Below are 26,057 nucleotides of genomic sequence, written 5' to 3'. Positions count from 1 at the left end.
TAAGTTGCTAAGATTCTAAGTTTTTTTTAATCTTAGGAACGTAGATCTTTTTTGTTAATATTTTTGATACACTAAAATCCTAAGCTGCTAATTAGTATAAAAAGTTAGCAACTTAGAATCTTAGTGACTTAGCATCTTATTTATTCAATTTTTGTAATAATTTCCCAGCTACTAATTTTGATGATGCCGGATTTTGTCCTGTAATTAAAAGTCCGTCTTCAACTGCATATGGAGCCCAGTTTGGTCCTTTAGAAAATTTACCTCCGTTTTGAGTTAAGGCATCTTCTAATAAAAAAGGAACAACTTTAGTTAAACCTACAGCTTCTTCCTCTTCATTTGTAAAACCGGTTACTTTTTTATCTTTCACTAAAAACTCACCATTTACTTTTACGTTTTTCAAAACTGCCGGAGCATGACAAACAAAAGCAACTGGTTTTTTATGATTGTAAAAAGATTCAATTAAGGCAATTGAGTTTTTATCCTCGACTAAATCCCAAAGTGGTCCGTGACCTCCAGGATAAAAAACAGCATCATAATCTTTTTGATCAATAGTCGAAAGTTTATGCGTGTGTTTTAATTTTTCCTGTAATACTTTGTCTGAATCAAAACGTTTTGTGTCTTCTGTTGCCGCTGATGGATCAGCACTTTTTGGATCAATTGGCGGCTGACCTCCAAGCGGAGTTGCAATCGTAATTTCAACACCCTGATCTAATAATTCATAATAAGGTGCAGCTAATTCTTCTGACCAAAATCCTGTTTTTTCTCCTGTATTGCCCAGTTTATCATTACTGGTTACAACAAATAATACTTTTTTCATATTTTTTTTATTTGATTTTTGCGCCATAACAGAAATGTTAGAAGCTGTGAATGCTATAATCGCGAATAATGCTATTCTTTTCATAAGTTTAAATTTTCATCAAATTTACGCTTATTGTGATATTAGTAAAAATAAAATAAACTATGTTTGTTATTAAAATATTTATATCATGGTAAATCTGGAATGGTACAGAACATTTAAGTCAGTTTACAAAAACGGTAATTTTTCAGTAGCTGCAAAAGAGTTGTTTATGAGTCAACCTGCTGTGAGTCAATAAATATCTATGTTAGAGGCGCATGTTGGTTATAAATTATTCAATCGAAAATCTAAAGGTGTTGAACCAACGGAATACGCTAAGTTACTCAATAATTTAATTATTGACGCGCTTGACCGACTCGAAAATGTAGAGAGCGGATTTAGGGCTAAAGCCGAGGATTCTATTCGATTAATTTCTGTTGGAATCTCGAAAGACCTTTTCAATAGCTGCGGAAGTGTATTAATTTCCAAATTTGATTTTATCGATTTTACTTTTGCAGAAGATGATGCACTTTTTGCACTTGTCGATGCTAAAAAACTTGATTTTGCGATTACCACAAAAAGATTTGATACGTTTGATACGATTTATGAAATCGTTGGGAAAATAAAATTGATAATGGTCGCTCCAATAAGTTTAGATGCGGCAGATTTTCGACTCAAATTAAAAGCAGACAATTATATTGAAACAGAACAATGGCTCAACAATCAAAAATGGTATTGTAATGATGCGAGAATTTCACATATAAAAATATTTTGGCTACATGCTTTCAATAAAAAGCGACCATCAATGGTTCCTAATTATATTATTCCATCAGAATCTGAAATGCTGGAAATGCTCTCAAAAAATTCCGGAGTTGCCATAACCTGGAATTGCAATGCGAGAAAATATATTAAAGAAAACAAATTGCAATTACTCTGGAATAGTTTTCACGTTCCTGAGGAATATGTATATTTATTAACTGCTAAAAATAATACATCAAGCTCTTTTTTTGAAAGCATTGCAAAAGAGCTAAAATTATTTTTGGGAAACAGAATGTAGTTTTTCGCTGGAAATTTATTTTTTTCGCCACGAATTACATCTTTTATAAATTCGTGGCAAACCTTTTTTAATTATGGAAAGTTTTCAAAATATTAGAATTGCCGTTGATGCAATTGTCTTTGGATATAAAAATAATAGTCTTTATGTACTTTTAATAGAGCAGCAATTTGGTTCTGCCGATAAATATTGGGCTTTGCCCGGTGGTTTGGTAAAACAGGACGAATCCTTAAACGATGCTGTAATTCGTGAATTGCATGAAGAAACAAATGTCCAGTTGAATTTTATGGAACAGTTGTACACTTTTGGCGATGATATTCACAGAGATTCCCGAAACCGTGTAATTTCGGTTGCTTATTATGCTTTGGTCGATGCTTCTAATTTAGAAATAAAAGCAGATACAGATGCTGAAAAAGTACAATGGTTTAGCATAGATGAAATTCCTGCTTTGGCATTTGACCACAATTTAATACTAAAGACAGCGATTAACAGATTAAAATCTAAACTCACTTATGAGCCAATAGGTTTTGATTTACTTCCGGAAGAATTCTTGTTTTCAGATCTGGAAAACTTGTATTGTACCATTTTAGAAAAAGAAATTGACCGACGTAATTTCAGAAAAAAAATTCTGAGTTATGGCTTTTTAGAACAAACAGAACATTTTTCACCCATAAAAAGCGGAAGACCGGCAAAACTTTTTAAGTTTAATCAATTGAAATATAATGAATTAATTGAAAATGGCTTTCACTTCGAAATAAAGTTTGCGTAAATTTTACACAAAATAAATTGTTTATTAAATAATTAAATCTATATTTGCGTATAACTAACGCAAACTTAAAAACTATGATACTTAATTTAGACCCAAAATTCGCTCCGTTTCTTAATCAGGAAGAAATCAAATTTCAAAGTTTTACATTTTCTGGCGGAGAACCACACATTAAAATCGATTCTAATTTTGATAACACTCAAAAAATAACCATCACACACCGTTTGAATTCATTCAATGATTTAGGTTTATTGTGTATTACAGTTGATGCTTTGCGCAGAATGGATGTTAAAGTAATCGATTTGTTTATTCCGTATTTTCCGGCTGCAAGACAAGATCGTGTTATGATAAAAGGAGAATCCCTTTCTGTAAAAGTATATGCTGATATTATCAACGGACTTCAACTGAATAAAGTTTTTGTTTTTGATGCACATTCTGAGGTTACTCCGGCATTGGTAAACAATTGCGAGGTGATTCCTAATCATACTTTTATCGCAGCAGTCCTAAAAGTTATTGGCGAAAACGTAAAATTAATTTCTCCAGACGGTGGCGCTTTAAAAAAAATCTACAAAGTTTCTGAATTTTTAGGCGGAATTGATGTTGTAGAATGCAGCAAAAGCCGTGACGTAAAAACCGGAAGATTGTCTGGATTTAAAGTGTACGAAGACGATTTAAACGGAATAGATTGTTTAATCGTTGATGATATTTGTGACGGTGGCGGAACTTTTGTTGGCTTAGCCGAAGAATTAAAAAAGAAAAATGCCGGAAAATTATACTTAGCCGTAAGCCACGGAATTTTCAATAAAGGTTTTGAAGTTTTAAATTGTTTCGACAAAATATTCACAACGAACTCTTTTAAAGATTTTGAAGGTGAAAGCGTAGAAGTTATCAGCTTAGATAAATTAGTTTAAAGTTTCAAGTTTCAGGTTTCACGTTCTATACGGTAACCTGAAACTTGAAACCTGAAACAAAAAACTATAACCAAACAACTAGAAATTATGAGCGACGATTTAAAACCAAGATTTATTGAATCTTTAAAAAGAAACAATGATCAGATTAGAGAAGACAGAGCCAAAACAATTGGCGAGGATTCGGAGTTGATTTACAGACGACGAGTTGAAGATATTGAACTTAAAATAAAAAGATTAGAAAGAGAGCAGGAGGGATTGATAGATATTAGTCCGCTGGATAAAAACAGTTTGACTTTTGCTGATTTTCAGCCCGAAGCCTTTGTGCAGAGAGATATGGAATTGTCACTGATAATTAGAAATTTAAACATTCAGTTTGAAGTATCAAAAAAGAGATTTGAATATTTATTTGGTAAAACATTTTAATTATGGGAGGTACAAGATATGACTTAGGCGCTCGTTTGAGCAGAGCAGAAGCAGCTGGTTACGGAAAAAAATCAGCAAGTGAGATTTTTACGCAAAATTCTTTACATATGGCGCATGAATCTATGAACCCAAACGGAATTACATTTCGTGAAGCAAGAGATTCAGAGGTTCATCCCAACTCAGTTCCAATTATTTTGGCACTTGACGTTACAGGAAGTATGGGACACATTCCGCATGAATTGATAAAAGACGGACTTCCTAAATTAATGGGCGGAATTATTCAGGGTGGAGTTCCTGATCCTGCACTATTGTTTTTAGGAATTGGAGATCATGAATGCGACAGATATCCGTTGCAGGTCGGACAATTTGAATCTGGTGATGCAGAATTAGACATGTGGCTGACCAGAACTTATATTGAAGGCGGAGGTGGAGGAAATGCAGGTGAAAGTTATCTTCTGGCGTGGTACTTTGCTGCTTTTCATACCAAAACTGATGCTTTTGAAAAAAGAGGTCAAAAAGGATTATTGTTTACCGTGGGCGATGAACCTAACTTAGATACACTTCCGGCATCTGCCATAAAAGAAATTATGGGTTCAGGACAGCAAACGTATACGTCTCTTGAATTATTAAAAGAAGCACAAAAGCGTTACGAAGTGTATCATATCAGCGTATTACATTCAGATCAGGCGGTAAGAGCAAATGTAGCGTGGAAAGAATTACTGGGACAAAATTGTTTGTCTATTGAAGATCACAAAGAAATCCCGAATGTAATCAAGAAAATCATTTGTGATAAACATAAAAGTTCTGGATCAGGTTTAGGAACAATTTCGCTTGACGGATTAGATAATATTGAAATGCTTTAAATGTTTAACTCATAGAAATGTAGATTTAATTAAAAATTAAAAAATTTTTGAAACCGCATTTCACATAGTACTATGAGATTTATTACAAGTGAACCGACTTTTTAGGTTGTGCAAAGCTATGTTTCTATGTGTTTAAAATAATATTAAAATGAAAACAGCTCAAATAGTTATAGGTTTAGGATTTGGTGATGAAGGAAAAGGAATTACAACAGATTTTCTGGCGAAGCAAAATCCTGAATCTATAGTTATTCGGTTTTCAGGAGGACAGCAAGCGGCACATACCGTAATGATTGGTGATAAAAAACACGTTCATTCGAGTTTTGCCAGCGGAGCACTTCGTGGTTTGCCTTCTTACTATAGTGAACATTGTACAATTCATCCGGTTTTTTTATTCAATGAAAAAGAAGAGCTGGAAAAAATAGGCGGAAATACGGAACTTCATATTCATCCGTTAGCCAAAATAACAACTCCGTTTGATGTTTGGCAAAACAGAACCAACGTGAGAAATCTCGATCACGGAACTTGCGGAAAAGGCGTAGGAGCGACCATGAAACGTAATGAAGGTCAATACAAACTTTACGCAATTGATTTAATTGCACCAAGACAAATGCTTTTGGCAAAACTGGAAAAAATCGCTTATTACTACGGTTTTTTAAATGAAAGTGAAATTGATGCGGAAGTAGATGATTACTTAGAAATCATTGATCAAATAAAATGGAATATCAGCGATTACAGTTTTTTAGAAAAGTATGAGAACCTGATTTTTGAAGGAAGCCAGGGAATTTTGCTCGATATGGATCATGGTGTTTTTCCGAATGTAACGTATGCGAATACAACATCAAAAAATGCGTATGAAATATGCAAAACACTGCAAATTGACGACATCAGCATTTATTATGTAACGAGAAGTTATTCAACCCGACATGGAAATGGCTGGATGAGTAATGAAAGGGAATTAAAATTAAAAAATAACGAAGAAGAAACCTGTGTTTATAACGAATTTCAAGGTCAATTGCGAACAGGCGATTTAGATTATAATCTATTAAATTATGCTTTGAAGCTTGACGCAGCTTACAGTTTAAACGCAAAAAGAAACTTAGTTGTTACTTGTATGGATCAGATAGAAACTGATTATGAGTTTGAAAATCTAACAACTGAATTTAATGAAATTTACGGATCATTTTCTCCCGATTCAAAGGATTTTAAACAGATGACTTCTTTATTTCAATAAAAACAAAAATGAAATACAATATACAAAATATAACTCCGGAAAGTAAATTTTTATTTTTCTGGGGACATCAGCCAAGTTCAGACGGAACAATAATTAAAACATGTTTTAGTCAATGGTGGTTAAGTTCTTTTGAGGTGGATAAAGTAGTGTACAAAACTGCCGAACACTGGATGATGGCAAAAAAAGCCGAATTGTTTAAAGATGATAAAGTTTTAGAGAAAATCCTTCAGGCTAAATCTCCGGCTGAAGCCAAAAAGTTTGGAAGAGAAGTAAAGAATTATAATGAAACACTCTGGTTAGCCGCCAGATTTGACATTGTGAAAGAAGGAAATTACCATAAATTCAATCAGAATACTGAGCTAAAAGAATTTTTAATAAACACAAAAAACCGCGTTATAGTAGAAGCAAGCCCGGTCGATGCAATCTGGGGAATAGGACTTGCAAGCGATCATAAAGACATTGAAAATCCTGAAAAATGGCGCGGACTTAATTTGTTGGGTTTTGCTTTGATGGAAGTTAGGGATGAATTGAAATAAGATTGATTATGAAAATAGAAATCCTCAAAGCCGACATAACAGAAATCAAAGTTGATGCAATTGTAAATGCAGCGAATACTTCTTTACTTGGCGGAGGCGGAGTTGATGGCGCCATCCATAGAAAAGGTGGAAAAGCAATATTAGATGAATGCATTCAAATACGAAACAGGCAAGGTGGTTGTAAAGTTGGAGATGCTGTGATTACAACGGCTGGTAATTTACCCGCAAAATATGTGATTCATACTGTTGGTCCGGTTTGGAATGGAGATAAAGATGAAAAGTCAAAATTGTTGTCAGACTGTTATCAAAATAGTTTGGAACTAGCTGTTCAGAATGAGATTAAAACAATTGCTTTTCCTGGTATTAGCACAGGAATTTATAGATTCCCAAAAGATAAAGCTGCTGAAATTGCAATAAGATTAGTTAAAAATTTCGATAAAATTTCAAAGATAGATAAAGTAATATTTGTTTGCTTTGATGACGAGAGTTATAAAATCTACAATGGTTTATTAGAAAAAAATATAAAGAAATGAGTTAGATTGTTGTTTAGAATTTAAAAAGATACGGATAGATTTAATTATTATAAGCTCCATGGGAGCGTAATATTTATAGCAAAATAGATATGTATTTATCAAAAGCTCCAGCGGAGCGATACATCGTCTGTATTTTGAATTCAAAAAAATGTCACCCCGCTGGGGTTCATTTGAAATAAATTAGAATTTCTATAAATATTTCATCCCTCCGGGATTTGCATTTTATAATCCAACTCAGATAATTAAAATTAAAAATAACACAATGAAGATATTGTGTACAATACAAAATGAAAATAGAATTAAAAAAATACGATGAGCAAATTGTAGAATGGCCAAAATCAGGCTATCACATTATGGCTCAATATGACGAGAAGGAAATTATAGTTTATCAATCATATCGAAAAGAAATTGGCGAATTTGCTGTAAAAAAACAATATTTTGGAGGAGCATTTAGCATGGACAGAATGACGTGGATCAAACCAAATTTTCTGTGGATGATGTACAGAAATGGTTGGGGAACAAAAGAAGGACAGGAAACTGTTTTGGCGATTCACCTTAAAATTTCGGCATTAGATAATTATTTACAAAATGCGGTTTATTCATCTTACAGTCCTTCGCTAGAAATGAGTCAGGAAGATTGGAAAGAAGGCGTAAAAACATCTTCTGTAAGATTACAATGGGATCCCGATCATGATCCGTATGGGAATAAGTTAGAACGAAGAGCGATTCAAATTGGTTTGCGAGAAAATTTTATAAAGTCTTTTGCAAAAGAGGACATTGTGTTGATTGAAGATATTTCTGAATTTGTAAAAGAACAATATGAATTTGTTCAGAATAAAGAATTAGAAAAACTGATGATTCCTGCTGAAAGACCTTTTCTTTTTAGGGATCAGGAACTGAATAAGAAACTAAAAATTTCTGAAAATCATGAATGAAAAAGCAGCAAAAAATATAAGCAAATTTCTGAGTTTAGTTCTCAGACATTCACCGGAAACCATAAATTTAAAATTAGACGAAAACGGTTGGGCTGTTGTAGAAGAACTAATCGAAAAATGTTCTAAAAACGGAAATGAATTAGATGCAGCACTTCTGGATTATGTAGTAGAAAACAACGATAAAAAACGTTTTGCTTTTAATGAAGATAAAACGAAGATCAGAGCAAGTCAGGGACATTCGATTTCGGTTGAATTGGATTTGAATGAAGTTGAACCTTCGGAGTTTTTGTATCACGGAACGGTGGAGAAATTTTTGGAAAACATCCAAAAAGAAGGACTTCAAAAGATGAGCCGTCAACATGTACATCTTTCCAAAGATAAAGAAACAGCAATAAAAGTAGGAGGAAGAAGAGGAATTCCTCAGATTTTAACCGTTAAAAGTGGCGAAATGTTCAAAGATGGTTTTAAATTTTATCTGTCTGAAAACAATGTTTGGCTCACAGACGAAGTTCCGCCTAAATACATTCAATTCACTTAATTAAAATCGTATTTATTCATTTTAAGAATAATACTGATTAATAATAAAAAATAAAGTTATGATATTAGAAGTAGCAATAGGCGATGCATACGGCGCAGGATTTGAATTTCGCGATTTAGATTTTATTACTCAAAATAATAATTTGACGCAATATCATAAACACGGAATGTACACTGAAATCTATAAAAGATATACAGATGATACTCAAATGGCAATTGCAATTTCAGAATTGTTATTAGAAGATGATAATTGGAACGAAATTAAAGTCGCAGATAAATTTGTCGAAGTATTTCACAGAGATAAAAGAAGAGGATATTCAGACAGAGTTTACAATGCTTTGGACGCGGGTTCAAATGGAGCTGATTTTATTAAAATAATCAATAACGGAAGTAACGGAAACGGTTCGGCGATGCGAGCCTATTCTATTGGTTATCTAAAAGATATTGAACATATAAAAGCGTTCTGCGAAATTCAGGCGAAAACATCTCACAATACAATTGAAGGAATTAGTTGTGCAAAGCGCATTGCTTTAGCCGTTCACTATTTTAAATATAATTTAGGCGATGGCGCAACTTTAATATCATTTTTGAATGAAACGCTGAAGGAAAACGAAATTTATAAAATCACTTCACCAATTGATATGCACGGTTATCCAACAACACAAGCCGTCATTAAGATTGTTTCGGAAGCTACATCAATGAAAGATTGTCTGAAAACAAGCATCGATTATGGCGGTGATACAGATACCGTTGCCGCTTTGTGTATGGCGATTTTAAGTCAAAAGCAAAATTGCGATAAAATTCTGCCTTCATTTCTATATGAAGAGTTAGAAAATGATAAATTCGGAAAAGATTTTCTGATCACATTAGATCAAAAGCTCAGTGCTAAGTTTAATTAGATATTCTAATCATGAAACGAACTTTAGTTTTTGGAGATATTCACGGCGGTTTAAAAGCTTTAATTCAATTATTAGAAAAAGTTGAGGTTAAAGAAAATGACAGACTTATTTTTCTGGGAGATTATGTTGATGGTTGGGGAGAATCAGCACAAGTTGTTGGTTTTTTGATTGAGTTATCTCAAAAACAAGATTGCATTTTTATAAGAGGAAATCATGATGTATGGTGTCACGAATGGCTGATGAATGATGTAGTAAATGATATTTGGTTTTTACATGGAGGAAAATCAACGATTGAAAGTTATCAGAATATTGTATCGAAAGAAAAGCACCTTGAATTTTTTGCCAATATGAAAGATTATTTTGTTGATGAAAATAATAATTTGTTTATTCACGCCGGTTTTTCATCCATGCATGGTCCGGAAAAAGAACATTATGCAAGTAATTATAGTTGGGACAGAACACTTTGGGAAATGGCTTTGACAATGGATACAAGAATCGGGAAAGATTCAGTATCGTATCCTAAACGATTATTGCTGTATAACGAAATTTACATTGGTCATACACCAACACTTCATTACAATATTGATGTCCCAATGCAAGGCTGTAATGTCTGGAATATTGATACAGGTGCAGGTTTTTATGGAAAATTAAGTTGTATTGATGTAGCAACTAAAGCATTTTGGCAAAGCGATGTAGTCCAGACATTTTATCCCAACGAAAAAGGAAGAAATAAATAGTTTGAAAATATCATTGAGGAACAAGAATTATTACACAGAGACACGCGAAGAAAAAACACTAAACTAAACAAAGAAAAATTAGAACTTTGTGAGTCTCTGTGATAACTTTGTGAATATCTGTGAAACCTAAAAATTACGAGAATTTAAATAACTAAAATATATGAACCCACTACTATTAACAGACGGTTACAAAGTTGACCACAGAAGACAATACCCGGACAAAACCACATTAGTATATTCTAACTGGACACCCAGAAAATCAAGAATTGAAGGAATTGATGAAGTAGTATTTTTTGGATTACAATATTTCATCAAAAAATATATCATTCAGGATTTTGATGCTGATTTTTTCAAAAAACCAAAAGAAGAAGTCGTTAAAAAATACGCCCGCAGAATCAATAATTATTTAGGTGAAAACCAGGTTGGCACAAAACATATCGAAGATTTACACGATTTAGGATATATCCCAATGGTTTTTAAAGCCTTGCCGGAAGGAGCAAGCGTTCCTTTGAGAGTGCCAATGTTTACGATGTACAATACACTTCCGGAATTTTTCTGGTTGACCAATTATTTCGAAACATTACTTTCTGCCGTAGTTTGGCTGCCCTGTAACTCGGCTACAATTGCCAGGGAATATCGAAAAGTATTAGACAAATATGCTGATGAAACATCATCAGTTCCGGAATTTGTAGATTGGCAGGCGCACGATTTCTCTATGAGAGGAATGGGCGGAATTGAAGCAGCAATAACTTCTGCAGCCGGACATTTATTAAGTTTTACAGGATCTGATACCATTCCCGTAATTGATTTCTTCGAAGATTATTACAACGCTAATTCTGATCAGGAATTAATCGCTGGTTCAGTTGCAGCAACAGAGCATTCTGTAATGTGTATGGGAACTACCGAAGGAGAATGTGAAACTTTCAAAAGATTAGTGACCGAGGTTTATCCAAAAGGAATTGTTTCTATCGTTTCTGATACCTGGGATTTATGGAAAGTTTTAACCGATTATTTGCCACGTTTAAAAGAAGATATTGTTGCAAGAGAAGGTAAAGTTGTAATTCGTCCTGATAGTGGAGATCCGGTTGATATTATCTGCGGAAATCCTGAAGGAAAAACCGAAGAAGAGAAAAAAGGAGTAATTGAGTTGCTTTGGGATGTTTTTGGAGGGACAACTAACGCAAAAGGATATAAAGAGCTTATACCGCAAATTGGTGCTATTTACGGCGATAGTATTACCGTTGCGAGATCTATCCAAATTTGCGAAAGGTTAAAATCAAAAGGTTTTGCCTCTACCAATGTAGTTCTTGGTATTGGATCATTTACATACCAATACAATACCAGAGATACTTTTGGTTTTGCGATGAAAGCAACTTACGGAGAAGTGGATGGAGAAGGAAGAGCCATTTTTAAAGATCCAATTACAGATGACGGAACTAAAAAATCGGCTAAAGGATTAATGAAAATTGATTTAGTTGATGGTGTATATCATTTAACCGATAATGTTACATGGGAAGAAGAAAAACAAGGCGAATTGAAAGAAGTTTTCAGAGATGGAAAACTTTTAGTTGATCAGTCTTTAAGTGATATTAGATCGCGAGTTAAAAGTGATGTTAATATTGAAGCATAATAAAAATTTAGATTGTTAAATCCCGGAGGGATGAAATATTTATAGCATATTAAGATTGTTTTAAATTGCACAGATAATATCGCTCCGATGGAGCTTTAAATCAGATCGTTTGTAATTGCTATAAATATTACGCTCCGATGGAGCTAGATTATAATAATCGATTTAATGTTTAAAAAACGAAAAGCCTGAATTAAAAATTCAGGCTTTTCGTTTTTTTTGTCATTTCGACGAAGGAGAAATCACACTAGAAACTCCGCAATCAAATCATTCAATCTTTGAGAATTACGTGTGTGATTTCTCTTCGGGCAAATTGACAAAGACTACGCTTTATTTCTTATAAAAATTATTGTGATCAATATATTCCCAAACTTTTGGTGGCAATAATGGCTGAATATTTTTTCCTTCTTTAATGCTGTTTCGGATAAAAGTAGAAGAAATCTCTACAATTGGCGCATCAATCATGTGCACTTTTGGATGCGATTTCAATTCGATGTTTTCTTCTTCTTCAGAAATTCTGGGATACACATAAATATCATAATGATCCAGAATCACTTCGTAGTTTTTCCATTTATGGAGGGTTTTCAAATTGTCTTCTCCCATAATTAATGAAAAATCATGAGTTGGATATTTCTCCTGCAAATGAACCAAAGTATTTACCGTATAATTAGGCTGAGGTAATTTAAATTCAATATCCGAAGGTTTAATCTTGGGATAATCTTCTGTGGCCAGAAAAACCATTTGCAAACGTTGATGATCGTCCAGCAAAGTAGATTTTTTCTTTAACGGATTATGTGGCGTAACCACCATCCAGATCTGATCTAAGTCCGCAAACTCAGCCATATGATTGGCAATAATTAAATGACCAACATGAATGGGATTGTACGTTCCGAAATAAAGGCCTATTTTCATAAAAAGTTGTTCTGTACTATTAAATAAGCTTAAAAACGGCTTTTTTTAGAAATTAAATAATCAACAGAGAATTTTCCGCTTCCCGTTACAAGCAATAATAAATAAAACAATAAATATAGAATTGCTATTTCTTTAACGTCTATAGGATCAGCTCCATGAATTACAAATACAGCGATAAGCATGGTAACTATTAAAGGTAAAGTAGCTAATCTCGTTGCCAAACCAATGAATAAAAGGAATGAACATATTATTTCGGCAAAAACTGCAAGAGTTAAAGAGGCTGTTTTTCCAACTCCTAACGGATCCGGAAATTGAATATCTCCTCCCTTCAAGAGCATATTTAACTTAGACAAGCCATGAATAATCATCAAAATTGCAACCGATAATCTAATTACAAGAATAATAACGCTCAGGTAATTCTCATTTCTTTTTACTTCAAATAAATTAATCATAATACAAATATTAATTGATGTTATACATCAAAGCTAACGGTTGTTTTTGTGAAATAGTATTGATTTCTGACGTTTCTAATCTTTATTAACAAAAGCTTTTACCAATTGATACGCTTCTTCTTTAGCAGTATCAAGGTCGTAATTTTTTATAATCGTGTCAAATTGAGGTGCAGTTGCTAATTCAACCGAAGCTTTTGCAATTCGCATATTGATTTTGTCGTCACTTTCGGTAGAACGTTCTTTAAGTCTGCGTTTCAGTTCATCAACGCTTGGTGGTTTAACAAAAACAGCTAAAGTTTGTTCCGGAAATTTATGTTTAATACGCAATCCGCCCGCAACGTCAATGTCAAAGATGACATTTTTTCCTAAAGCCCAGATACGATCAATTTCAGATTTTAAAGTACCGTAAAAGTTATCGCGATAAACTTCTTCCCATTCCAGGAAATTTTCGGCTTTAATATGCTTTTTAAATTCTGGTAACGAGATAAAATAATAATCTGTTCCGTGAACTTCTTCTCCGCGTGGGTCGCGGGAAGCCGCTGAGATTGAAAATTCTAAATTTAAATCCTCTTTCCCAAGTAAATGTCTTACTATAGTTGTTTTTCCCGATCCCGAAGGAGCTGAGAAAACAATTAATTTTCCTTTATTCATTCTTTATGCTTTAGGCTTTTATTTATGCTTTAAGCTTTAGGCTGTACGCTTTAAGCTTTTATTCACTGTTTTTCTGCTTATAGCTTATGGCTTAAAGCCTACAGCTTTACAATACATTCAAAACCTGTTCCTTAATCTTCTCTAATTCATCCTTCATCATCACAACCAGTTTCTGCATTTGAGCATGATTTGATTTTGAACCCATTGTATTGATCTCGCGACCCATTTCCTGAGTAATAAAACCTAATTTACGACCATTAGCTTCGGTACCTTTTATGGTTTCTAAGAAATAATCTAAATGATTTGTCAAACGAACTTTTTCTTCTGTAATATCCAGTTTCTCTAAATAATAAATCAATTCCTGTTCGAAACGATTTTCATCAACATTCACTTTCAATTCAGATATTGCAGTTTGCAAACGATCCTTAATTGCCTGAACACGTTCCGGATCCAGTGCCAAAGCATCGTTCATATATTGGCGAATATTTCCAATTCTTAAATTGAATTCTTTTTCCAGAGATTCACCTTCATCTTTTCTAAAAGTCAGGATATTTTGTAATGCTTCTTCAATGATAACCTTAATTTGGTCCCAATCGTTTTCATCGATTTCCTCACGCTCCGTTTTTAATGTATCAGGCATACGAACTGCCATTTTCATTAATTCAGTTTCATCAGCAGCGGGATATACCTCTCTTAATTGCGCAATGTAGTTTTTTACAACAGGAACATTTACTTTCGTCGAAGTTTGTTCAGAAGTACTTTCAATGTAAATTCCAAAATCAATTTTTCCTCTTTCAAGTTTAGTAGAGATCTGAGTTCTTAAACCTAACTCCATTTCGCGATAAAGCGACGGCATTCTTACGTTTAAATCTAAACCTTTACTGTTTAAGGATTTTACTTCAACGGTAATTTTTTTTGTCGGCAATTGCAAAGAAGCTTTGCCAAACCCTGTCATCGATTGTATCATATAATTGAGTATAAAGGCGCAAAGATAAATAAAACTTTGCAGTCTTCGGTTTTAAATCGCTAATCTGTTAAAGTCAGCTTTGTGTAAAGCTTTTTTGCCACAAATTGCACAAATTTTCACTAAATTATTTCCAAGCTAATTCAAAAAGATTTCAGAATTTAAATTGTAAAAAATAAAAATAAAATTCGTGTAATTCGTAGCTATCCTTTTTAAGATCCAAATTTTAATTTGGGCGTTCCCTCCGGTCGGGCTATCCGCTCCCAATCTTTTTTTGAGCAGAAAAAGCTCAAAAAAAGGATTTCCGCTCCCATCCCTAACGCAAACGAAATTCTTAGAACTTTACGTTATTTGGCTAAAGCTTTAGAAACCTGTAATGTAACGGGTTGGCTGTTTCCGATATAAATTTTATCATCAATAATAAAAACCGGACGGCTTAAAAAAGTATAATGTTCTAAAATATATTTTTTGTAATCGGCTTCAGTCAAAGATTGGTTTTTTAAATCCATCGACTTATACAATTGCGCTTTTTTACTAAATAAAGCTTCGTAACTTCCTGCAAGTTGATACATTTCTTCAAGTTCAGTTTCCGTAATCGGATTTTGTTTGATATCGTGAAAAACCAAATTGTTGTCTTTCGGTAAACTTTTAATAATTTTTCGACACGTATCGCAAGTTGCTAAGTAATATATTTTGTTCATGATTGCTGATTTATTTGAATACAAAGAAAATCCATTTGAAATAGAAAATTGCCTAATTTTATAAAAAAATACACGTATGAATTCAGTTTTTGAAACACAGAAAACCATTAGAGAAGTTCTCTTGAGATTTTTAGATATTATTCATTAGTACAATTGAATAAAATCCCGCAGGGTTTTAATAATAATATCATCTGGAACGCGGCACATTGTGTTGCTGTTCAGCAAGCCCTGGTTTATAAATTGTCGGGTTTACCAACAATTGTTTCTAAAGAGTTTATATTAAAATATTCAAAAGGAGCAAAACCGGAAGGTGATGTAAGCCAGACTGAAGTTGATGAAATTAAAACCTTACTCTCTGCGACTTTGCATCAAACACAAAAAGATTTTGATGATCATATATTTGTAAATTTTCATGAATACACAACCAGTTTAGGAAATACAATTAAAGATATAAACGGAGCACTGGAGTTTAATAATTATCATGAAGGACTTCATACAGGTGTAATTATGAGTATTAGAAAATTTGTTTAAAAAAAAGTCCCGTGAAAAACGGGACTTTTTTTATTCTACTATAGTTTCAATTGTAACTTTCATAGCACCGGCACCTTTGTTTTTGGTGATTTCCATAAAAGCTCTTTTAGACAAATCGAGTTCTCTTGTTTTTACAAACGGACCACGGTCTGTGACTTTTACTATTACAAATTTTCCGTTAGCTTCATTTGTAACTTTTATTCTTGTTCCAAATGGGAGCTTTTTGTGCGCTGCAGTATATTTACTATTATTGAATCTTGCTCCGCTTGCGGTTTTTTTTCCGTTAAACCGGTCAGCGTAATACGAGGCGTGAGCGTTTTTTTTATAAGCTTTTAATTTTAGACCTTTGTCAGTAAAAACGGAGTCAGTTGGGATTGCAAGTATATCTGGTCTTCCTGTTTTTACTGTATCCTGAATTATTTTGGTTTCTGTTCCTGGTTTTGTTTGACTTATAATGTAAGTAAAACAGCTTAAAAAAGTTAATGAAAGTGTTGTAAGTATAATATTTTTTTTACTTCTCATGGGTTATTTTTTTTCAGACTTGGGGAGTTTGTACAAATAATATGCCGAGATAAAAAAAGCCCTATTATTTTAGGGCTTTAGTTGGTTTTTAGAACCATAAGTTCCATGGAATTCTACTTAAAATAAGCAATAATCCTAATCCGTAATAAATAGCAAAAGTTTTAAATTTAGCTTCGCTATTAATTAATTTTTTATGTTTTGACCATCCAATAGTAATTAAGATAATCGCTATAAGATTGATTAAGGGATGTTCTAAAGAAGTTAATCTTAATTCTGCATTAGACATTTGTCCAAATGCTGCTTTTCCAAGAGGAGAAACAAAGTAAAGGATTATTCCGATCAATAATTGGGTATGAGTTCCAATTAAAGCAAACAATGCAATTTTGCGATCTTTAGCAGTAAACTCTTTTTTTGAAGTCAAGCCAATTATAGCATTTACAACTGCAATTAATAAAAGCAAAAGCGCTAAATAAGCCCATCCGGAATGGAATTTTTGTAGAAAATAGTACATAAATTTTATTTTTTGTTAAAACAAATATAGCAAAAAAGGCATAAAAAAAACGGCATTGGACTAAAAGTCAATGCCGTTTTTGGTATTTATTTAGATTCTAAATATTAGAAATCATAACGTAATGTAAAGTTCCAAGTTCTTCCGAAACCGAAGAATACCTGATTGCTAGTAGCAACACCATCATAAAGTAATCCTTTAGATGCGTAAGTTCCGTTTGCACCAGGAGCTTGTGTTCCTGAAACTGGAAGATTATCATCTGCAAAAATATTAGTTCTGGACTCAGCGATATAAACTTTATCAAAAAGATTGTTTACGTTAAGTCTGAAGTTTACAGATTTGTCTTTGTTTTTACCAGTTAACATTTTGTATGAAAAACCAGCATCCATTAATCCGTAAGAAGGTAATTCTAATGCTCCTTTATTGTCTGCAGAAGTAAAGTTAACAGGAGAAAGTCCAGCGTATAATTTATCATTAAAGTTATAATTAGCATCAACTGTTACTCTTGTTACCACTTCGTAAGAAGCTCCTAAAGATGCAGTCATTTGAGCAGCATCACCTACTTTTACTTTGTCCATGTATACTGGAGTTCCTGAGAATCCCGGAACTGGTGTATTATCTGCTTGGTAGTAAGCATTTACAGTAGCATTTCCTTTGTATTCCCAAATTCCGTATGAGAACATAGCATTAACTTTTAATTTTTCTGTAATGTTTGAGTTTCCTTCAAATTCAATTCCAGAGTGAACTTCATTCAGACCTAAGTATTCTGTGTAAGTTGTGTTTGCAAGAATAGTTGCAGAAGTTGGTAGTGCATTACCTTTTAGGTATCTGTCATTCCAGTTTGTGTTGTAAACATTCACTGTACCATTAAAATACTTAGAACGGAATCCGTAACCAGCTTCAAAACCAATGATTTTTTCATTAGTAAGATTAGGGTTTACTGTAGATCTGTTGTTAGGGTAAACTGAGTTAAAGAAAGGTTGTTTAGAGTAGTATCCTGCATTTACATATACATTGCTTTTTTCGCTAATGTTGTAGTTTGCTCCACCTTTTACGTTACCACCTAAGATTTTTTCGTAATCTGTAGAAGCTAAAGGATCAGTTGGTAAGTAAACAAAATTGTCTTCTCTCTTGTATCCTTGTTGAGATACAGATCCTTGTACAAATGCAGTTAAGTTGTCTTTAGAGTACTCTAATTGAGTAAATGCACCTAACCATTGTACTTTTCCTGTACTGTTAAAAGATATTTTTTCGTAATCTTTTTTCTGAAAAACGTTCCATTGAACATCCGTTGGGTAAGTAGCTGTAATGTGTCTTGCCGGATCACTTTTCATTGTAGTGTCAAAATATTCACCACCACCTAATAAATCGTTTACTACTGTGTAGTGGTAACCTGTATAAGTTCTTCCGTCAACACCAAAATCTAAAGTCAAAGTGTTTGATAATTTTTTATTCAAATTAATTACAGCTCCATACCAGTCATGTGAGTTGATAGAAGAAGTTTGAGAAATACCGGAAGTTCCTGTACTTGCTCCCGCTGCTGCATTAGAACCTGTAGAAGAAGTATTTTGGTAAACACCTCCAACTTGAGCTCTTGTTTGTAAACCTGTAAAACCATTAATTAAAACTGGTGTACCTGAGTTATAAGCTACGATTTTATCGTAATCTACTAATCCGTCAGCAGTTCTAAAAGCTAAGACATCACTGTAACTTTTTCCTCTAATTCCACCAGTTGCACTTGCACCTGCACCACGACCCATTGAAGCGTATAATACAGAAGAAAGTTTTGTAGTTTCATTGATTTTATAATCCCAGTTGATAGAAGCAATAGGTTTATGGTAGTAGTTTTTTCTGATGTTATATGCTTCACCATTTAAATATCCAGCGTCTGGATTGTATCTTGTATTTGGATCACTAAGTGAACCATATTGTTGGTAAGTAGCAATTGTAGAAACAGTAGATCTTTGGTTGTGCCATTGTGGAGCACCTGTTACTGTAAACTGGAAGTCATGTTTGTCATTTTTTGTAGAGTATCCTAAAGCTACATAGTAGTTAGAACCTTCAAATTGAGTTCCGTTGATATATCCGTCTCCCATTGTTTGAGATAACAAGATAGATGCAGAAAGACCGTTGTCTAATTTCCCGGTATTGTATGAACCCTGGATTTTGAAATTTCTTCCATTTCCGAAACCAGAAGAGAATGATCCACCTTCTTTTTTGTCTGAAGATTTAGTGATAATGTTGATTGTTCCACCAACTGATGCTACAGCAAGTTTTGATGAACCTAAACCTCTTTGAACCTGCATAGCAGTTGTAACATCTGATAATCCAGCCCAGTTACTCCAGTAAACAGTTCCACCTTCCATATCATTGATAGGCATACCGTTAACCATAACTGCAATGTTTTTTTGATCAAAACCACGAATGTTGATTCTTGAATCTCCAAAACCACCACCTGATTTAGTAGCGTATACTGAAGGAGTGTTTCTTAAGATCTCCGGAAATTCCTGAGTTCCTAATTTTTCCTGAATTTCAGCAGCTTTAATTGTAGAAACCGCTACAGGAGTTTTTCTGTCCTTTGCAACGTCAACAATACTACTTTTTACAACTATCTCGCTCAATTCATTTGAATTTGAAGCCAAAACGATTGTTCCTAAGTTAGTTGTTCCGCCATTTGTAACTGAAAATTTTAACGTCAAGTTATCGTAACCTAAAAAAGAAATAACGATTTCCCCTGTACTTGTTGTTGTGTTGAGAGTAAATTTACCATCAAAATCTGTAGAAGTAGCAGTCGCAGATCCTTTGATCACTACGTTTGCTCCTGGTAAAGAACCTGTACCGTCGGTAATCATACCAGTAATTTTTCCTTGAGAAAATGCGGTTGAAACTATCATGAACAAAAGTCCAGTAAGCAACCAATTTTTCATTGTCTTCATTTGTTATTAGTTTATTGTTTTTGGCAAAATTATAACATTTAAATCAGATAGTGTTATCAAAACGTTAAGGACGTTAACTTTTGTCTATATGATTGCGAATTAATGATATTTTAGATATTTATATTAAGTTAAACGGTGTTTTAATGAGTTTTTGCACTTGTATTTTGTTAAAAATGTATTAATGTTCTTTGTATTGTAGCTTTAAACTTTCAATAATGATAATTTTATCTTAATTTGTTGTAGTATTTATACGTAAAAAACGCCTTAATTTATATCAAATTAAGGCGTTATAGTTTTTGGTGTTTTTTCTAAAAAAGCTTTTTTATTTATTCTTTAAAAAATGATTTAATAAAAATGTAGTCGAACTGTCATGACTATTAACTTTTTTAGTGTTAATTTCATCTAAAATAGAATTGGCTAATTGTTTGCCTAATTCTACTCCCCATTGATCAAAACTAAAAATATTCCAGATCACACCCTGAACAAAAATCTTGTGCTCATATAAAGCAATAAGTGATCCTAAACTTTTTGGGGTAAGTTTTTGAACTAAAATAGTATTTGTTGGTTTATTCCCTGTAAAAACTTTAAATGGTAATAAGTAAGATGCTTTATCTGCCTGAAGTCCTTGGTTGTCAAATTCAGCCTGAACTTGTTCGGCAGTTTTTCCATTTAATAAAGCTTCAGTTTGGGCAAAAAAGTTGGACATCAATTTATTATGATGATCTTGGTTACCGTATAATGGTTTTACAAATCCGATAAAATCAGTCGGAATCAGTTTTGTTCCCTGATGAATCAATTGAAAAAAGGCGTGTTGTGAGTTTGTTCCAGGTTCTCCCCAGATAATAGTTCCGGTTTGATAGTTAACAGGTTTTCCGTCGCGGCCAACACTTTTTCCGTTGCTTTCCATAGTTGCTTGTTGCAAATAAGGAGCAAGTTTTTGTAAATATTGTGTGTATGGAATTAATGCTTCGCTCTCGGCTCCAAAGAAATTATTATACCAGACACTTAGTAAAGCTAGAATTACCGGAATATTTTCATTAAATTCAGCTGATTTGAAATGTTCGTCCATTTCATTCGCCCCTTTTAATAAATCATTGTAATTATCAAAACCAATTGCTAAACTAATGCTTAATCCAACAGCACTCCATAATGAGAATCTACCTCCAACCCAATCCCACATTGGGAAAACATTGTCAGGGTTAATCCCAAATTCTGTTACTTTTTGGATATTAGTAGAAACGGCAACAAAATGTTTTGCAATATCTTCTTGCGAAGCCGATTTTAAAAACCATTCTTTAATAGTTTCAGAATTTGATAAAGTTTCCTGAGTAGTAAAAGTTTTAGAAACAATTAAAAAGAGTGTTGTTTCAGGATCTAGTTTTTTGATAACTTCATTAACATGATCGCCATCAACATTCGAAACAAAATGAACATTTAAGTGATTTTTATAAAATTGTAAAGCTTCAACTGCCATAACCGGACCAAGGTCAGAACCTCCAATACCAATATTTACAATATCAGTAAATGCTTTTCCTGTAAAACCTTTTCGTTCTCCGGAAATTACTTCATGACTGAATTTTTTGATTTTGTTTTTTACTTCATAGACTTCAGGAATCACATTTTCTCCGTCAACTTTTATTACTGCCGATTCCGGAGCACGTAATGCAGTGTGTAAAACAGCACGGTTTTCAGTTTGGTTGATTATTTCTCCACCAAAATATTGAGAAATCGCCTCTTTTAATCCAATTGAATTGGCTAATTCCAGTAAAAGAGAAACAGTTTCCTGAGTGATATTGTTTTTAGAATAATCAACTAAAAAGTCATTCCATTGTAAATTGAATTTTTCAACACGTGCATTATCTTGTTGAAATAATTCTTGTATGGTAGTTTCGTGAATTGCATTATAGTGGTTTTGCAGATTTTTCCACGCTTCAGTCCCGGTTGGGTTTGTTGTGTTTAAAGCCATTTTTTGTTTAATTTGAGAAAGTGGTTATAAAAAACAAAAATACTGAAATTACTTTTAATAGTTTTAAGCTTCACAATTATATAACAAATAGTTACGAAAACGATTTTTTGTTGTCTTATTATAGTTTTTTCCACACAACTTCAGCTGTAACTTTATTTCCGCCTTGTGTTGTATTAGTTACAACATATTTTATTTGATTGTTATTAAAGGTATAGTATCTTTTTTGTTCTGTGTTTTCCCAATTAGGAAATGATGCGGTTTGTATTTTAAAAGTAAGTGTTTTGTTTATCTCGTCAATTTTGTATGAGCCAAAATGCGAATTGCTTCCTTGTACAATTGAAATGTTTTCTTCGGCAGTGCAGTTGTTTTTATCTCCGGAAGCTATTTTTTGTCTTTCATTCTTATAAATCTGAATAGCATAATTTCCTTTCGAATCAAAAAACAATATGCCTTTTGCATTTGTTCCGTACGGGAAGGTTTTTGTTCCGTCAGCATTATTATTTTCAACAGCAACCAAAGTCCATGTTCCGGCTATTTCGAATCGTGGTTTGTTGTCTGACTTTTGTGCGAAACCATAATTTGTAATCAGTAATAAAATCAAAAGAGTTTTTAGTTTTTTCATGTTTATAAGTTTAATAATTTACTTTGATAATTTCTCCATTAACAGATTCCTGAAGACTTTTTGTGTAGGCATGTATCAAATCATTGACTGGAATATCTGAAACTTTCCCCGGACTTACTGCATTTATCCTGATTCCTCTTTGTAATTCCAGAGAAGCTGCAAGAACAAAACTGTGAATTGCGCCGTTTACAATCGCTTTTCCAATATTGTTTTTTACAGGTTTATCGGCCATTTTTCCAGATGTCAGCGTAAATGATCCGTTATTGTTTAAATATTTTTGTCCGGTTAAAACCAGATTAACTTGTCCAAGTAATTTGTTTTTAATTCCAATATTTAATTTTTCCTCGTCAAGCGAAAGTAAGTCTCCCGTATAACAATCTCCGGCAACACATATGCAAGCATCGATATCTTTAATTTCTTTGAATAAATTTTCGATCGAATTTGTATCCGATAAATCTATTTTGAAATCGCCGCTATTTCTTCCTGCGGAAATTATTTCGTGATTTTTACCCAATTCCGGATGTATTATTTTTCCAATTTCACCGGTTGCACCAATTAAAAGAATTTTCATTTTTATAGTTTTTTAATTTGTTATCTGATACAAAATTAGAGGGTTAGTCATACTGTAAAATTGTACTTATTAGCACTAAAATTGTATTTTAGCGTTATGACAGATAAAAACCTATATCTTCCTTTTGAAGTTGATGTTCAGGAATTAAAAGAATTTCCCCGAACAACAAGAAAGAATAATTTCTTTGAATTGATATATGTTGTGTGCGGAACAGGAATTCAAATAATTAACGATAATAAATTTGAATATCAAAAAGGGAATCTTTTTCTTGTTACACCGCAAGATGCTCATTCGTTTGAGATTTTAACTCCTACGAAATTCTTTTTTCTTCGATTTAGTGAATATTATATTAAAGAAAATTCTAAGAACAAACAGATGGAAACTATTTTGCATATGGAATATATTTTGCAAAATGCAAGCCATCGTCCGGGATGTATATTGAAAAATAAAATGGACAAACCCTTAATTGCATCGCTGATTGATTCTATAATAAAGGAGCAGGAAAACAAGCAAATTTATCATCAAAAGATAACAGAGCAAATTGTCAACACGATAATTACGGTTGTAGCAAGGAATATCGCCTTAAAGCTGCCAAAGAATATTAAGGAAACAACCGGTGAAATGGTATTGGAAATATTGCATTACATTCAGGAAAATATTTTTAATCCAAAGGATTTGAAATCAGATAGAATAAGTGAGCATTTTAATATTTCGCTAAATTATCTCGGTAAATATTTTAAGAAACAAACCGGCGAAACATTACAAGAATATATTTCCAATTATAAATTAAGATTAATTGAGGCTAGACTTTTAAATAGCGATATGCGGATTAATGAAATTGCAGATGAACTTAATTTTTCAGACGAAAGTCATTTGAATAAAGTTTTCAGAAAACACAAAGGAATGAATCCTTCTGAGTTTAGAAAAAAGTTTTGTCAGTAATTTACCAAATCTTCCACCACGGTTTTTTATCAACCTTAATAGTTTTCTTGGTAATGTCAATTTCTATTTCTTTTAGTTCTTCGATTTTAATTTTAGAATCATCAAAAAATAGTTCTCCATTTTCGTGCATTCCAAGAGGGGATTTTGTTCTTAGTTTCCAGTCTTCTGTTTGTAATTCCGGAATTAAGGCTGAATGAATTTTATCTTTGAATTTCTTTCTTGCTTTTTCTATTATTTCTTCTTCTAAGTTTGAAGTTGAATTTTTAAGAAGTGAAATGGAATTGTCTGGAATGTTTAAAAGAAAAACTTGTGTTTTGTTTTCGATTTTCTGAATATCCAAAACCTTAAAATAAGCAATAGAACCTAAAAGAAAGTGACCGTTTTTTACTGAATCAGGATTGAATTTTGATATGTCTTTTGCATGAGCACTTGCAATTAAATACCTGAAATTGCTCGAAAGTCCGCCGCCAATGGAACTCATATCAGTAAAACCCCTTTCCTGTATTATTTGCCCTATTTTATAATTTGAAATTAATTGGTCAGAAAGATTCGTGTCTCTGTAAAATAGTTTTAAACCTGAAAATGTTTCATTGTAAATCGCTTTGATTCGGTCATTTTTCATGGTCTGTTTCTTTTTATTGAATATTTATTTCTGATGAAATATTGGTTACAAATTCCCAATACTATCCAATTCTCTTTTTAAAGGTTCCATTTGATTCATGAAACGAGTCTTGTCGTTGCCGGTCAAAGATTCTCCGGTTGGCAAATTAAGTCTTAGAGCGTCAACCTGAATTCCGTTTTTCCAGAAACGGTAGCAAACGTGAGGTCCGGTTGCAAGTCCTGTACTTCCTACTAATCCAATAGTCTGACCTTGTGTAACACGTTGTCCGCGACGAACTAAAATTCTGGACATGTGTAAATATTGAGTAGAGTAGGTTCCGTTGTGTTTTACTTTTACAAAGTTCCCGTTTCCTGCCGTATATCCTGTTGCTTCTACAACTCCTGATGCTGTTGTGGAAATTGGCGTTCCGGTTGGCGCAGCATAATCTGTTCCTTTGTGGGCTTTCCAGGTATGCTGAACAGGATGAAATCTGTTGGCGGTAAATCGAGAAGTGATTCGGCTGAATTTGATTGGCGTTTTTAAGAAAAAGTTTTTCAGTGTTTTTCCTTCATCATCATAATATTCTATTTTTCCTGACATCGTATCTTTCTCAAACGGAAATGCATAAACGATTTTACCTTTGTATTCAAAAAATGCAGCTTCAAGATCTTCAACACCGTCATAGGTTTTTCCGTTAATGAAACGTTCCGTGAAAATTAATCCGTAGCGATCTCCTTTTTTTAGTTTGAAGAAGTCAATTGACCATGAAAAGACTTTAGTAATTCTGCTGGCAAGTGCCGCTTCAACACTTTCGTTTCCTAAAGTTTCAGACAATGAACTTTTTAGAACTCCGCCAATAATTTTGCGTTTAAGCGTAACGGGTTTTATTTTTTTATAAGCTTTTGAGATACTGTCGCGAAAATCAATAACATAATAAGTCAGTGCGTCCGGCTGGTAAATAAAAACCTGTAATTTATTTGTTTTATTTTTTGATCGAAGAATAGTATAAGGTTTATTGTACCGAATCGTTCTTACATTAAAAGAATCTTTTATTTGTTCAACGATGTCATATACTTTTTTGTCCCCAATATTTTGGCTTTGGATAATTGATCCAAAAGAGTCTCCTTTTTTTATGGTGTCCTGAAGAACATTAAAATCCGCATAATTAAATCCAAATTCTACTTTTTTAGTTTTTGGTTTAGTGATTTTAATTTCAACTTTTTCAGCAGTTTTATTACATGAAAATATTGAGAATGCTAAGATTATAAGTACGAATGCTTTTTTCAAACTT

The 26,057-nt window shown here is 33.1% G+C and carries 30 protein-coding genes; 16 read left to right on the top strand and 14 right to left on the bottom strand.

Features of this window, described 5'->3' with window-relative positions:
* Positions 1–136: 136 nt before the first annotated feature.
* Positions 137–901, bottom strand: coding sequence for a type 1 glutamine amidotransferase domain-containing protein (locus tag ACHRVX_RS06625; RefSeq protein ID WP_395330495.1), 765 nt, complete (start codon positions 899–901; stop codon positions 137–139).
* An 85-nt stretch (positions 902–986) separates the two neighbouring features.
* Between ACHRVX_RS06625 and ACHRVX_RS06620 the strand changes: the two genes are divergently transcribed.
* The 14 genes from ACHRVX_RS06620 to ACHRVX_RS06555 all read left to right on the top strand — a co-directional run bounded on the left by ACHRVX_RS06620 (position 987) and on the right by ACHRVX_RS06555 (position 11,890).
* Positions 987–1,094 (top strand): LysR family transcriptional regulator, encoded by a 108-nt coding sequence (locus tag ACHRVX_RS06620; RefSeq protein WP_395330493.1) that lies wholly within the window; start codon positions 987–989, stop codon positions 1,092–1,094.
* Positions 1,095–1,100: 6 nt separating this feature from the next.
* Positions 1,101–1,892 (top strand): LysR family transcriptional regulator, encoded by a 792-nt coding sequence (locus ACHRVX_RS06615; protein ID WP_395330491.1) that lies wholly within the window; start codon positions 1,101–1,103, stop codon positions 1,890–1,892.
* Positions 1,893–1,965: 73 nt separating this feature from the next.
* On the top strand, positions 1,966–2,658 hold the full coding sequence (locus ACHRVX_RS06610; protein ID WP_395330489.1) for an NUDIX hydrolase: 693 nt from the start codon (positions 1,966–1,968) through the stop codon (positions 2,656–2,658).
* A 74-nt stretch (positions 2,659–2,732) separates the two neighbouring features.
* The gene (prs, locus tag ACHRVX_RS06605; RefSeq protein ID WP_395330487.1) at positions 2,733–3,566 is read left to right on the top strand and encodes a ribose-phosphate diphosphokinase; all 834 of its coding nucleotides are present in this window, start codon (positions 2,733–2,735) and stop codon (positions 3,564–3,566) included.
* Positions 3,567–3,653: 87 nt separating this feature from the next.
* A complete protein-coding gene (locus ACHRVX_RS06600; RefSeq protein ID WP_395330485.1) occupies positions 3,654–3,989 on the top strand; it encodes a hypothetical protein in 336 nt (111 codons plus the stop codon).
* Positions 3,990–3,991: 2 nt separating this feature from the next.
* Positions 3,992–4,852 carry a hypothetical protein gene (locus ACHRVX_RS06595; RefSeq protein ID WP_395330483.1) on the top strand — a complete coding sequence of 287 codons (861 nt, stop codon included), beginning with the start codon at positions 3,992–3,994 and terminating at the stop codon, positions 4,850–4,852.
* Positions 4,853–5,000: 148 nt separating this feature from the next.
* The gene (locus ACHRVX_RS06590) at positions 5,001–6,083 is read left to right on the top strand and encodes an adenylosuccinate synthetase (protein ID WP_395330481.1); all 1,083 of its coding nucleotides are present in this window, start codon (positions 5,001–5,003) and stop codon (positions 6,081–6,083) included.
* Positions 6,084–6,091: 8 nt separating this feature from the next.
* Positions 6,092–6,619 carry an NADAR family protein gene (locus tag ACHRVX_RS06585; protein WP_395330479.1) on the top strand — a complete coding sequence of 176 codons (528 nt, stop codon included), beginning with the start codon at positions 6,092–6,094 and terminating at the stop codon, positions 6,617–6,619.
* Positions 6,620–6,627: 8 nt separating this feature from the next.
* Positions 6,628–7,152: an O-acetyl-ADP-ribose deacetylase gene (locus ACHRVX_RS06580; protein ID WP_395330477.1), complete on the top strand. Its 525-nt coding sequence runs from the start codon at positions 6,628–6,630 to the stop codon at positions 7,150–7,152.
* A 287-nt stretch (positions 7,153–7,439) separates the two neighbouring features.
* On the top strand, positions 7,440–8,087 hold the full coding sequence (locus ACHRVX_RS06575) for a DUF4291 domain-containing protein (protein ID WP_395330474.1): 648 nt from the start codon (positions 7,440–7,442) through the stop codon (positions 8,085–8,087).
* Positions 8,080–8,625 (top strand): RNA 2'-phosphotransferase, encoded by a 546-nt coding sequence (locus ACHRVX_RS06570; protein WP_395330472.1) that lies wholly within the window; start codon positions 8,080–8,082, stop codon positions 8,623–8,625. Before ACHRVX_RS06575 ends, ACHRVX_RS06570 begins: the two co-directional genes overlap by 8 nt.
* Positions 8,626–8,683: 58 nt before the next feature.
* The gene (locus ACHRVX_RS06565) at positions 8,684–9,523 is read left to right on the top strand and encodes an ADP-ribosylglycohydrolase family protein (RefSeq protein WP_395330470.1); all 840 of its coding nucleotides are present in this window, start codon (positions 8,684–8,686) and stop codon (positions 9,521–9,523) included.
* Positions 9,524–9,534: 11 nt separating this feature from the next.
* On the top strand, positions 9,535–10,260 hold the full coding sequence (locus ACHRVX_RS06560) for a metallophosphoesterase family protein (RefSeq protein WP_395330468.1): 726 nt from the start codon (positions 9,535–9,537) through the stop codon (positions 10,258–10,260).
* A 160-nt stretch (positions 10,261–10,420) separates the two neighbouring features.
* Positions 10,421–11,890: a nicotinate phosphoribosyltransferase gene (locus ACHRVX_RS06555; RefSeq protein WP_395330467.1), complete on the top strand. Its 1,470-nt coding sequence runs from the start codon at positions 10,421–10,423 to the stop codon at positions 11,888–11,890.
* A gap of 327 nt (positions 11,891–12,217) precedes the next feature.
* Here the strand turns inward: ACHRVX_RS06555 and nadD are convergent, their stop codons facing one another.
* The 5 genes from nadD to ACHRVX_RS06530 form a co-directional block, all read right to left on the bottom strand.
* Positions 12,218–12,799: a nicotinate (nicotinamide) nucleotide adenylyltransferase gene (gene nadD, locus ACHRVX_RS06550; RefSeq protein ID WP_213303447.1), complete on the bottom strand. Its 582-nt coding sequence runs from the start codon at positions 12,797–12,799 to the stop codon at positions 12,218–12,220.
* Between the two features lie 29 nt (positions 12,800–12,828).
* Positions 12,829–13,251: a DoxX family protein gene (locus tag ACHRVX_RS06545; RefSeq protein ID WP_395330464.1), complete on the bottom strand. Its 423-nt coding sequence runs from the start codon at positions 13,249–13,251 to the stop codon at positions 12,829–12,831.
* A gap of 75 nt (positions 13,252–13,326) precedes the next feature.
* Positions 13,327–13,902: a guanylate kinase gene (gene gmk / locus ACHRVX_RS06540; RefSeq protein ID WP_213303453.1), complete on the bottom strand. Its 576-nt coding sequence runs from the start codon at positions 13,900–13,902 to the stop codon at positions 13,327–13,329.
* Positions 13,903–14,008: 106 nt separating this feature from the next.
* Positions 14,009–14,869, bottom strand: coding sequence for a YicC/YloC family endoribonuclease (locus ACHRVX_RS06535; protein WP_395330462.1), 861 nt, complete (start codon positions 14,867–14,869; stop codon positions 14,009–14,011).
* A 344-nt stretch (positions 14,870–15,213) separates the two neighbouring features.
* Positions 15,214–15,567, bottom strand: a complete 354-nt coding sequence (locus ACHRVX_RS06530) for an arsenate reductase family protein (RefSeq protein WP_395330460.1) — start codon at positions 15,565–15,567, stop codon at positions 15,214–15,216.
* A gap of 153 nt (positions 15,568–15,720) precedes the next feature.
* Here ACHRVX_RS06530 and ACHRVX_RS06525 point away from each other — a divergent pair, with 153 nt between their 5' ends.
* The gene (locus ACHRVX_RS06525; protein WP_395330458.1) at positions 15,721–16,098 is read left to right on the top strand and encodes a DinB family protein; all 378 of its coding nucleotides are present in this window, start codon (positions 15,721–15,723) and stop codon (positions 16,096–16,098) included.
* A gap of 30 nt (positions 16,099–16,128) precedes the next feature.
* Here the strand turns inward: ACHRVX_RS06525 and ACHRVX_RS06520 are convergent, their stop codons facing one another.
* The 6 genes from ACHRVX_RS06520 to ACHRVX_RS06495 all read right to left on the bottom strand — a co-directional run bounded on the left by ACHRVX_RS06520 (position 16,129) and on the right by ACHRVX_RS06495 (position 23,223).
* Positions 16,129–16,620, bottom strand: a complete 492-nt coding sequence (locus tag ACHRVX_RS06520; RefSeq protein ID WP_395330455.1) for a septal ring lytic transglycosylase RlpA family protein — start codon at positions 16,618–16,620, stop codon at positions 16,129–16,131.
* Between the two features lie 88 nt (positions 16,621–16,708).
* Positions 16,709–17,131, bottom strand: coding sequence for a hypothetical protein (locus ACHRVX_RS06515; protein WP_395330453.1), 423 nt, complete (start codon positions 17,129–17,131; stop codon positions 16,709–16,711).
* Positions 17,132–17,235: 104 nt separating this feature from the next.
* Positions 17,236–20,064, bottom strand: coding sequence for a TonB-dependent receptor (locus ACHRVX_RS06510; RefSeq protein ID WP_395330451.1), 2,829 nt, complete (start codon positions 20,062–20,064; stop codon positions 17,236–17,238).
* Between the two features lie 322 nt (positions 20,065–20,386).
* Positions 20,387–22,030 (bottom strand): glucose-6-phosphate isomerase, encoded by a 1,644-nt coding sequence (gene pgi, locus ACHRVX_RS06505; protein WP_395330449.1) that lies wholly within the window; start codon positions 22,028–22,030, stop codon positions 20,387–20,389.
* A 118-nt stretch (positions 22,031–22,148) separates the two neighbouring features.
* Positions 22,149–22,652, bottom strand: coding sequence for a lipocalin-like domain-containing protein (locus tag ACHRVX_RS06500; protein WP_395330447.1), 504 nt, complete (start codon positions 22,650–22,652; stop codon positions 22,149–22,151).
* A 10-nt stretch (positions 22,653–22,662) separates the two neighbouring features.
* Positions 22,663–23,223 carry a short chain dehydrogenase gene (locus tag ACHRVX_RS06495; RefSeq protein ID WP_395330445.1) on the bottom strand — a complete coding sequence of 187 codons (561 nt, stop codon included), beginning with the start codon at positions 23,221–23,223 and terminating at the stop codon, positions 22,663–22,665.
* Between the two features lie 96 nt (positions 23,224–23,319).
* Between ACHRVX_RS06495 and ACHRVX_RS06490 the strand changes: the two genes are divergently transcribed.
* On the top strand, positions 23,320–24,165 hold the full coding sequence (locus ACHRVX_RS06490; protein WP_395330443.1) for an AraC family transcriptional regulator: 846 nt from the start codon (positions 23,320–23,322) through the stop codon (positions 24,163–24,165).
* A 1-nt stretch (position 24,166) separates the two neighbouring features.
* Here the strand turns inward: ACHRVX_RS06490 and ACHRVX_RS06485 are convergent, their stop codons facing one another.
* Together ACHRVX_RS06485 and ACHRVX_RS06480 are read right to left on the bottom strand one after the other, a co-directional pair.
* Complete coding sequence (locus tag ACHRVX_RS06485) at positions 24,167–24,787, bottom strand: hypothetical protein (protein WP_395330441.1); 621 nt, start codon at positions 24,785–24,787, stop codon at positions 24,167–24,169.
* A 45-nt stretch (positions 24,788–24,832) separates the two neighbouring features.
* A complete protein-coding gene (locus ACHRVX_RS06480) occupies positions 24,833–26,053 on the bottom strand; it encodes a peptidoglycan DD-metalloendopeptidase family protein (protein ID WP_395330439.1) in 1,221 nt (406 codons plus the stop codon).
* Positions 26,054–26,057: the final 4 nt, after the last annotated feature.

Origin of the sequence: Flavobacterium sp. FlaQc-47 (assembly GCF_044006475.1) — a bacterium.
Classification (GTDB): Bacteria; Bacteroidota; Bacteroidia; order Flavobacteriales; family Flavobacteriaceae; genus Flavobacterium.
Note: the sequence above shows the minus strand (reverse complement) of the source record. Positions and strands in the feature narration are given on the sequence as shown.

Coding starts and splice junctions, on each gene's coding strand:
- ACHRVX_RS06595 (WP_395330483.1), top strand. CDS start 3,992: ATGGGAGGTACAAGATATGACTTAGGCGCTCGTTTGAGCAGAGCAGAA.
- ACHRVX_RS06585 (WP_395330479.1), top strand. CDS start 6,092: ATGAAATACAATATACAAAATATAACTCCGGAAAGTAAATTTTTATTT.
- prs (WP_395330487.1), top strand. CDS start 2,733: ATGATACTTAATTTAGACCCAAAATTCGCTCCGTTTCTTAATCAGGAA.
- ACHRVX_RS06520 (WP_395330455.1), bottom strand. CDS start 16,620: ATGAGAAGTAAAAAAAATATTATACTTACAACACTTTCATTAACTTTT.
- ACHRVX_RS06530 (WP_395330460.1), bottom strand. CDS start 15,567: ATGAACAAAATATATTACTTAGCAACTTGCGATACGTGTCGAAAAATT.
- ACHRVX_RS06560 (WP_395330468.1), top strand. CDS start 9,535: ATGAAACGAACTTTAGTTTTTGGAGATATTCACGGCGGTTTAAAAGCT.
- ACHRVX_RS06625 (WP_395330495.1), bottom strand. CDS start 901: ATGAAAAGAATAGCATTATTCGCGATTATAGCATTCACAGCTTCTAAC.
- nadD (WP_213303447.1), bottom strand. CDS start 12,799: ATGAAAATAGGCCTTTATTTCGGAACGTACAATCCCATTCATGTTGGT.
- ACHRVX_RS06565 (WP_395330470.1), top strand. CDS start 8,684: ATGATATTAGAAGTAGCAATAGGCGATGCATACGGCGCAGGATTTGAA.
- ACHRVX_RS06495 (WP_395330445.1), bottom strand. CDS start 23,223: ATGAAAATTCTTTTAATTGGTGCAACCGGTGAAATTGGAAAAATAATA.
- ACHRVX_RS06580 (WP_395330477.1), top strand. CDS start 6,628: ATGAAAATAGAAATCCTCAAAGCCGACATAACAGAAATCAAAGTTGAT.
- gmk (WP_213303453.1), bottom strand. CDS start 13,902: ATGAATAAAGGAAAATTAATTGTTTTCTCAGCTCCTTCGGGATCGGGA.
- ACHRVX_RS06615 (WP_395330491.1), top strand. CDS start 1,101: ATGTTAGAGGCGCATGTTGGTTATAAATTATTCAATCGAAAATCTAAA.
- ACHRVX_RS06545 (WP_395330464.1), bottom strand. CDS start 13,251: ATGATTAATTTATTTGAAGTAAAAAGAAATGAGAATTACCTGAGCGTT.
- ACHRVX_RS06610 (WP_395330489.1), top strand. CDS start 1,966: ATGGAAAGTTTTCAAAATATTAGAATTGCCGTTGATGCAATTGTCTTT.
- ACHRVX_RS06575 (WP_395330474.1), top strand. CDS start 7,440: ATGAAAATAGAATTAAAAAAATACGATGAGCAAATTGTAGAATGGCCA.
- ACHRVX_RS06500 (WP_395330447.1), bottom strand. CDS start 22,652: ATGAAAAAACTAAAAACTCTTTTGATTTTATTACTGATTACAAATTAT.
- ACHRVX_RS06570 (WP_395330472.1), top strand. CDS start 8,080: ATGAATGAAAAAGCAGCAAAAAATATAAGCAAATTTCTGAGTTTAGTT.
- ACHRVX_RS06555 (WP_395330467.1), top strand. CDS start 10,421: ATGAACCCACTACTATTAACAGACGGTTACAAAGTTGACCACAGAAGA.
- ACHRVX_RS06535 (WP_395330462.1), bottom strand. CDS start 14,869: ATGATACAATCGATGACAGGGTTTGGCAAAGCTTCTTTGCAATTGCCG.
- ACHRVX_RS06485 (WP_395330441.1), bottom strand. CDS start 24,787: ATGAAAAATGACCGAATCAAAGCGATTTACAATGAAACATTTTCAGGT.
- ACHRVX_RS06590 (WP_395330481.1), top strand. CDS start 5,001: ATGAAAACAGCTCAAATAGTTATAGGTTTAGGATTTGGTGATGAAGGA.
- ACHRVX_RS06600 (WP_395330485.1), top strand. CDS start 3,654: ATGAGCGACGATTTAAAACCAAGATTTATTGAATCTTTAAAAAGAAAC.
- ACHRVX_RS06620 (WP_395330493.1), top strand. CDS start 987: ATGGTAAATCTGGAATGGTACAGAACATTTAAGTCAGTTTACAAAAAC.
- ACHRVX_RS06510 (WP_395330451.1), bottom strand. CDS start 20,064: ATGAAGACAATGAAAAATTGGTTGCTTACTGGACTTTTGTTCATGATA.
- ACHRVX_RS06515 (WP_395330453.1), bottom strand. CDS start 17,131: ATGTACTATTTTCTACAAAAATTCCATTCCGGATGGGCTTATTTAGCG.
- ACHRVX_RS06490 (WP_395330443.1), top strand. CDS start 23,320: ATGACAGATAAAAACCTATATCTTCCTTTTGAAGTTGATGTTCAGGAA.
- pgi (WP_395330449.1), bottom strand. CDS start 22,030: ATGGCTTTAAACACAACAAACCCAACCGGGACTGAAGCGTGGAAAAAT.